The sequence below is a fragment of the Terriglobales bacterium genome (assembly GCA_035624475.1).
Lineage (GTDB): Bacteria > Acidobacteriota > Terriglobia > Terriglobales > Acidobacteriaceae > DASPRL01.
This window is the reverse complement of record DASPRL010000171.1, coordinates 1-7,154: the sequence shown is the minus strand read 5'-3', so window position 1 is coordinate 7,154 and position 7,154 is coordinate 1. Positions and strand designations below refer to the sequence as shown.

The following is a 7,154-nucleotide window of genomic DNA, read 5'->3' as shown; positions in this document are numbered from 1 at the left end:
GCAGCAGGGTGCGGGCGTCGCGCACCGCTTTCTCGACCGCGGACTTGGCCACCGCGGCGCGCTTGCTCTCGAACTCGGTGAAGGCCTGCTTGACCTCGGGAGTCTCACCGTAGGTCTTCTTGCAGGCCTCGAGGATGGTGGAGGCGGCGGCGAAGTCGCTCTTGCCCACGGCCTCGCGGGCCTTGTCGAGGGCGCCACGCACGCCCCGCACCTGGTCCTGCTCGGCGCGCGCCTTCTCCAGCATGTCGCAGAAATCCTGGGAGCGGGCGTAGGCCTTGGCCTGGGACTCGAGCAAGGTGACGGCCTCGTCGATCTTGCGGGCGTCGAGCAGGCGCTGGGCCTTGGCGATGGCGCCCTCCACCTTGCGGTTGAACTCCTCGACGTGGCGGCGGGCGTCGGTGAGCACCACGCGCAGCTCCTCGTCGGGGCTCTCCTTCATGGTGGCCTCGAGCAGGGCCACGGCGCGCTCGTACTCCTCCTCCGCCATGAGTTTCTGGGCTTCCTCGGCGGCCTGGTCGATCTTCTTGCGGCGGGCGTGGGCGTTGGCCTCGTCGCGGGCGAACTGCAGCAGGTCGTTGATCTCGGCCGCACCTTCGATCTCCGCCTGCCCCTGCTCCAGCACCTTGACGGCGGCGGCGTAGTCCTTCTTGCGCAGCGCCTCCTTGGCCTTCTGGATGAAGCCGGTCTTGAGGGCCTCGACGCGCTCGCGCTCGGCGCTGTCGCGCACGATGGCCAGCAGGCCCTGCAGGCGGGAGTCGCCCGGGACCTTCTGCGAGGCTTTCTCCAGGACGGCGAGCGCCTCGGCGGCCTTGCCGCCATCGAGCAGCTTGCGGGCGGCGGCCATCTGCTCTTCCACGAACTTCTTCTTCTCGCCGGCCTCGCGCTGCTTGTCGGCCATGGCCTTGAGCTTGAGCAGGCCGGGGTCGTTGGAGAAGCGCACCAGGGCCTCGTCGGCCTTGGCGCAGGCCTCCTGATAGGAGTCGCGGGCGAGGGCGTCCTCGATCTCGTTGGTGAAGCGCTCCAGGTCGCGGCGGCGCTGCTCCTGCTCGCGGCCCGAGGAGGCCAGGTTGAGCAGGGCGTGGACCTCGGGGCTGGCGGCGTCGATCTCCTCCGCCTTCTTCAGGACCTCGAAGGCGGCGGTGAACTTGCGCTGGGAGATGTCCTTGCGGGCCTCGTCCAGGAAGCCCTGCACCTGCGCCTGCTTCTTGTGCTCGCTGAGCTCCTTGCTGATGGAGGTGTGCAGGGCCTTGGCCTGGGTGTTCTCGGAATCGACGGCCAGGGCGTCCTCCGAGGCCTTGAGCGCAACCTCCAGGTCCCCGGCCTGCTGCGCCTGCTCGGCGCGGCGCAAGGCCGACTGCAGCTTGTCGATGCGGGTCTTGGCTTCCTGGGCCAGGTCGCGCAGGTTCAGCAACTCGGTGTTGGTCTTGTCCAGGGAAAGCGCCTGGTCCACGTAGGCCAGGGCGTCCTCGTACTGCTTGTGGGCCAGGGCGTCCTCGGCGTGGGAGCGAAGCTGGCGCACCTGCTCGCCGCGCTGCTGCTTCTGCAGGCGGTGCTGGACCTCGAGCATGAGGTCCTTGGCGACGGTGTGCTGGGTGTCGACGCGCAGCACCTGCTGCAGCAGTTCCTTGGCCTTGGGCAGCTCGGACCGGTCGATGAAGCCCTTGGCGCGGTCCACGTACTCGCTGACCATCTGCTTCTTGAGCTGCTCCTGCACGCGCGAGAGGTCGAAGGCGAAGTCCTCGGCGGTGGCATAACGCTCCTCGCGGTCTTTGCAGAGCGCGTGGTGCATCACCTCTTCCAGCTCGGGCGGGAAGACGGGGAGGAAGTTCTTCAGCGGCGGCGGCGGCTCGTGGATGATCTTGAGCAGGGTGGAGGCCGTGTCCTTGCCTTCGAAGGGCAGGGCGCCGGTGAGCAATTCGTAGAGCATGACCCCGGTGGAGAAGATGTCGCTGCGGCCGTCCACCACCTGGGCGTTGATCTGCTCCGGCGACATGTAGGTGATGGTGCCCACCACCTGGCCGGTGCGGGTCATGGACTTGTCGCCCATGCGGGCGATGCCGAAGTCCAGGATCTTGATGCTGCCGTCCCTGAGGATGATGATGTTGGCGGGCTTGATGTCGCGATGGACGATGCCGCGCTGGTGGGCGTAGTTCAACCCGTTGCAGCACTGGATGATCCAGTTCAGCTTCTCGACCAGCGAGACCTCGCGCTTGTTGGCGATCAGCTTGTCCATAGGATCGCCTTCCAGGTACTCCATCACGATGTAGGGATTGCCGTCCTGGTCGCCGAGGTCGTAGATGATGACGATGTTGGGATGCTGCAGCATCCCGGTGGCCTGGGCCTCGCGGTAGAAGCGCTTGAGCAGGTCGGGATTGTCGGCGAAGCCCCCGGTCATCATCTTGATGGCGACCAGGCGGCCGATGCGGCTGTCGGTGGCCTTGTAGACCACCCCCATGCCGCCCTTGCCCAGGATCTCGACGACGTCGTACTTCCCGATCTTGCTGATGGTGTTCTGGCCCATGCTTATTGCGCCACCTTCAGGAGTTGCCCGCCCACCAACACCATGGAGCCCACCGGCACCGGGGCCTTGCCGCGCACCCGCACGAAGGTGCCGTTGCGGCTGCCCAAGTCCTCCAGAAAGAAATTCTCGCCGCGCTGGTACACCTTGGCGTGGGAGCGGCTCATGAAGCCGTCCTCAGGGAAGATGTAAGTGCCCTTGTTGCGCCCCCAGGTGATCTCCTGCTCGCCCAGCGGAAACCTGGCTCCATCTTCTACACCCGCGGGGGTGAGCGAGGCAAACTGGGCCACCGGCTCACGCAGGGCGGCGTTCAAGTCCATGATGGTGGTGCCGGTGGCGGCGGCAGTGGCCAGCGCCTCCGACTTCTCCTGGAAGCGGAAGATCTGCCGCCCCATCATGATGACGTCGCCGTCCACCAGGGTGTAGGTGCCGACCAGGCGCACGTACACGCCCTTGCCCGGGCTGATGTCCTCGACCATGAGCTGCCCGCGGTCGAGGAAGAAGGAGGCGTGCTGGGGAGCCAGGGCGGGGTCGGAGGGGAACTTGAGGTCGGCGTCGGAGGAACCGACCGTCAACTTGCCGTCCTTCAGGGCGTACTCCTGGCCCACCGAGCCGTCGCGCTTGATGTGCTGCAGCTTGAACTTGGGCAGGACGATGGAAGCCTTGGGCCCGCCCAGCACCACCGTGTGCGCGGCCTGGGGGCGGCGCGCGGCCTCCCCGCCGTTCCATTGCACCTCGAAGAGGTCGCGGACCTCCTCCTTGCCCTTGAGCTGGAACTTTCCCAGGTGCTGAATCTTGAAGAGCTTGAGGGGCGCGATCTGCTGGTGCAGGGTGTCGGAGATGACGATCTGCTCGGGCGCGGCCACGCTCTCCACCCGCGAGGCCACGTTGACCACGTCGCCGAAGACGTCGTTGGACTTGACGATGCCGGGACCGTAGTTCATGCCGATGCGGATGAAGACGTGGTCCTGCTCGGGCTTGGGCTCATTGAAGGTGATGAGGGCCTTCTGCATCTCCATGGCCGCCTCCACCGATCCCTTGCAGTCCTCGAAGGTGGCCATGATGGCGTCGCCGATGGTCTTGACCACGCGCCCGCCGTGCTTCTCCACAATCTGGCGCAGCGTGTCGTTGCACTGGTGCACCATCATGAGCCCGGCCACGTCGCCGTACTTTTCGAAATAGGCGGTGGAGCCCTTGATGTCGGTGAACATCACGGTGATGGTCTTGCGAAATTTCTCCAGCTCGGCCAGCAGCTCGCGCTGCCCGCGCGACGACTGGATGATCTGGGTCACGCTCTCGTGCGGCTGCATGGTTCGCTACCCACACCCCTTGGAGCAGGCGTTTCCCCGCGCCCGGAATCCCCAAGACTGCCCGGTTGTAAACCCCCGGCGGGAAAGGCTGTTAGGCGCCGATTCTCCCAGTAAAGTACCACGGAAAAGTGGCGCGAACCAAGGGCCAATCCCCGGCCGCCGGAATGACCTTGGTAACCGCGGCCGGAGGTGCCTCCTTAGTGCAGGCGACGGGACGCGCGGGCTGGATTAGAATGACCGGTTTGCCGGGGGGCAGCCCTCCCTGCAAGCAAGGAGCCCACATGAGATCCATCGTCCTCTCCCTTTCCCTGGCCCTGGCCGTATTGCCCGGAGCGGCGGCGCAGCAGCAAAAGAAGAGCGAGCCCGCGCCTGCGGCCAAGGCGGCGGAGAAAACTCCTGCCCAAGAAGAGAGCGCGCGCCCGGCGCCGCCACCCAAGGAACCGCCGGCAGAGAAGCCCGAGGCCGGCGGCGGCGGGCCCAGGTCGAAGGAACTGAAGTGGGACATGACCGAGCAGGCGCCGGCGGTGACCCACCACACCCTCAAGGTCCACGGCAAGACCCTGAACTACACCGCCACTGCGGGGCGCCTGCCCATCAAGGACCCCACCGGCAAGATCGAGGCGGAGATGTTCTACGTGGCCTACACGCTGGACGGGGCCGAAGCCAGCCGGCGCCCGCTCACCTTCGCCTTCAACGGCGGGCCGGGCTCGGCTTCGATCTGGCTGCACATGGGCGCGCTGGGCCCGCGCAAGGTGGTGCTGGAGCCGGAGGGCTGGATGCCGGCTTCGCCCTACCACCTGATGGACAACCCCGACACGCCGCTGGACCAGACCGACCTGGTGTTGGTGGACGCCATCGGCACCGGCTTCAGCCGTCCCGCCGACCTGGAGACGGGCAAGAAGTTCTGGGGGCTGCGCGGCGACGCCGAGGCCTTCGGCGAATTCATCCGCCTGTACATCACGCGCAATGAGCGCTGGTCGTCGCCGCTGTACCTGCTGGGCGAGAGCTACGGCACCACCCGCTCGGCGGCGGTGGCCGGCTACCTGATCGACCGCGGCATCGCCTTCAACGGCATCATCCTGCTCTCCACCGTGCTGGATTTCGAGACCCTGGCCACCACGCAGCGCAACGACGAGGCCTACATCCTGACGCTGCCCTCGTTCACCATGATCGCCGCCTACCACAAGAAGCTGGCGCCGGAGCTGATGCAGGACCTGGCGCGCACGCGGGCGGAGGTGGAGAAGTGGGCCGCCACCGACTATACGGCCGCGCTGGCCAAGGGCGACGCGCTCACACCCGAGGAGCGGCAGGCGGTGATCGCGCAACTGGCGCGCTTCACCGGGTTGAAGCCGGAGCTGATCGACCAAGCCAACCTGCGCATCGACGTCCGCACCTTCACCCACAACCTGCTGGGGGACGAGAAGCTGCGGGTGGGACGGCTGGACGGGCGCTACACCGGACCCGATCCCCAGGGCTTCCTGAGACGCAGTTCTACGATCCCACCGGGGCCGAGACCGGGCCGCCCTTCACCTCGGTCTTCAATGACTACGTGCGCCGCGAGCTGAAGTACGAGACCGACATGCCCTACTACACTTCGGCGGGACAGTTGGCCTCTTCCAGCCAGGAGCAGAGCTTCTTCCAGCGCTGGGAGTGGGGGCCGGGGATGGGCTTCCCCGACACCGCCTCGGCGCTGCGCGCGGCCATGGTGAAGGACCGCTACCTCAAGGTGCTGGTGATGGAGGGCTACTACGACCTGGCCACGCCCTTCTGGGCCGCCGACTACACCATGAACCACCTCGACCTGGGCCCGGAGTATCGCAAGAACCTCTCCTTCGCGCATTACGACTCCGGGCACATGGTGTACCTGCGCAGCGAGTCGCTGACGAAGTTCCACGAGGACGTGGACAACTTCATCGCCGGCACGATGCCAAAGTAGCAGTCAGGAGTCAGGAATCGGGAGTCAGCGAGGGCGCGGCGGAAGCCGCGCCCTGTCTTCTTTGTGACCTCTGTGAAGCCTTCGTGTCCTTTGTGGTGGAGGTTCTCTGCCGTCCCTGGCGGGACTCGGGTGGCGTTGCCCAAAGCTCCCCGGCACTTACGTGCCGGGCTGGGTTCTGGCGCCACCTGCGGCGGCTCAGGAAGATTGGCAGAACTCCAGCACGCGGCGCACGCCTTCGGCGAGGGTGCCGGCGGGGGTGATGAGGCTGACGACCAGGTAACCGTCGGCGGGGAAGTCGTAGAAGTGTCCGGGATGGACCAGCACGCCCCGCTGCTCGAGCAGGGCGATGGCCAGTTCCTCGTCGCTGCGGGTGGCGGGCACGCGCAGCACCGCGTACCAGCCTCCTTCCGCCTCCAGGCGGGCGCAGCTCTTCTGCCCGGCGAGCTGGCGGTCGAGTTCGGCAAGGTTCTGGGCGATGCGCGCCGCCAACTGCTCCTGCACTCCCTGGCGCTGCTCCAGGAGCGCGGGCAAGGCGAGCTGCAGGGGGGTGCTCAGGGAGAGAAAGGTGTCGGCGATGACTTCCAGGCGGGCCAGCGCCGGGGCCAGGGTCTCCTGCGGGCCCCCGGCGGCGAACCACGCCAGCTTCATCTGCGGCAGCCCTGCGATCTTGGAGAGCCCGCTCAGGGCGAAGGTCAGCAGGTCGCGCTGCCCCGCCAGGCTGTGGCGCGGACGCCGGTCGTGCGGATAGTCGAGAAAGACCTCGTCGGCGATGAGCGCGATCCCGTCCTTGGCACAGAGCCAGTCCAGGTTGGTCAGCTCCTCGCTGCTCAGGAACGAGCCGGTGGGATTGTTGGGATTCACCACCAGCACAGCGCGGGTGCGCGGGCTCAGCCCCTTCTCCATGGAATGGAAGTCGACCTGCCAGCCGTGGTCATAGAGCAGGAGGTAGGGGACCAGGCGCACGTCCTCGAGCCCGGCGAGGAACTCGAAGAGCGGGTAGCTGGGCGCGGGCACCAGCACCTCGTCCCCGGGATCGCAGAGCAGGCGGAAGAGCCAGCAGTAGGCCTCGCTGGTGGAGGTGGTGAGGAAGATGTGCTCGGGTTCGGGCACGGCGGCGCCGGGCGCGCGCCCGCGGTAGTAGGCGGCGACGGCCTCGCGCGCCGAGGCCAGGCCGCGGGGATCGGGGCGGTAGTCGAGCGCGGCGGGCTGGGCCAGCGCCGCCAGGATGGCGGCCTGGTCGTAGCGCAGTCCGCAGCGTGTGGGATTGGATTCGGCGAGGTCGAGCACTTCCGCGCCGGCGGCGCGGCGCTTCTCCAGCGCCACCGTGTAGGCGTTGGGCTCGAGCTTCCATCCCGTGCGGTCGGCGAACATGGGTCTCCGAATGTACAGG

Annotated in this window: 5 protein-coding genes; 2 read left to right on the top strand and 3 right to left on the bottom strand. The window is 67.2% G+C overall.

Annotated elements, in window-relative coordinates:
* Together VEG08_07120 and VEG08_07115 are read right to left on the bottom strand one after the other, a co-directional pair.
* On the bottom strand, window positions 1-2,521 hold a 2,521-nt coding region (locus VEG08_07120; GenBank protein HXZ27755.1), incomplete at its 3' end, for a protein kinase.
* Window positions 2,522-2,523: 2 nt separating this feature from the next.
* The gene (locus tag VEG08_07115; protein ID HXZ27754.1) at window positions 2,524-3,828 is read right to left on the bottom strand and encodes an adenylate/guanylate cyclase domain-containing protein; all 1,305 of its coding nucleotides are present in this window, start codon (window positions 3,826-3,828) and stop codon (window positions 2,524-2,526) included.
* 281 nt (window positions 3,829-4,109) lie between these two features.
* On the opposite strand from VEG08_07115, the gene VEG08_07110 reads away from it, so the two are divergent.
* A complete protein-coding gene (locus VEG08_07110) occupies window positions 4,110-5,393 on the top strand; it encodes a hypothetical protein (protein ID HXZ27753.1) in 1,284 nt (427 codons plus the stop codon).
* Entirely contained in the window at window positions 5,378-5,764 is a 387-nt protein-coding gene (locus VEG08_07105; GenBank protein ID HXZ27752.1) for a hypothetical protein, read from the top strand. Before VEG08_07110 ends, VEG08_07105 begins: the two co-directional genes overlap by 16 nt.
* A gap of 195 nt (window positions 5,765-5,959) precedes the next feature.
* On the opposite strand, the gene VEG08_07100 is transcribed toward VEG08_07105, so the two are convergent.
* Window positions 5,960-7,154, bottom strand: a 1,195-nt coding sequence (locus VEG08_07100; protein ID HXZ27751.1) for a pyridoxal phosphate-dependent aminotransferase, incomplete at its 5' end; no start/stop codon positions are given.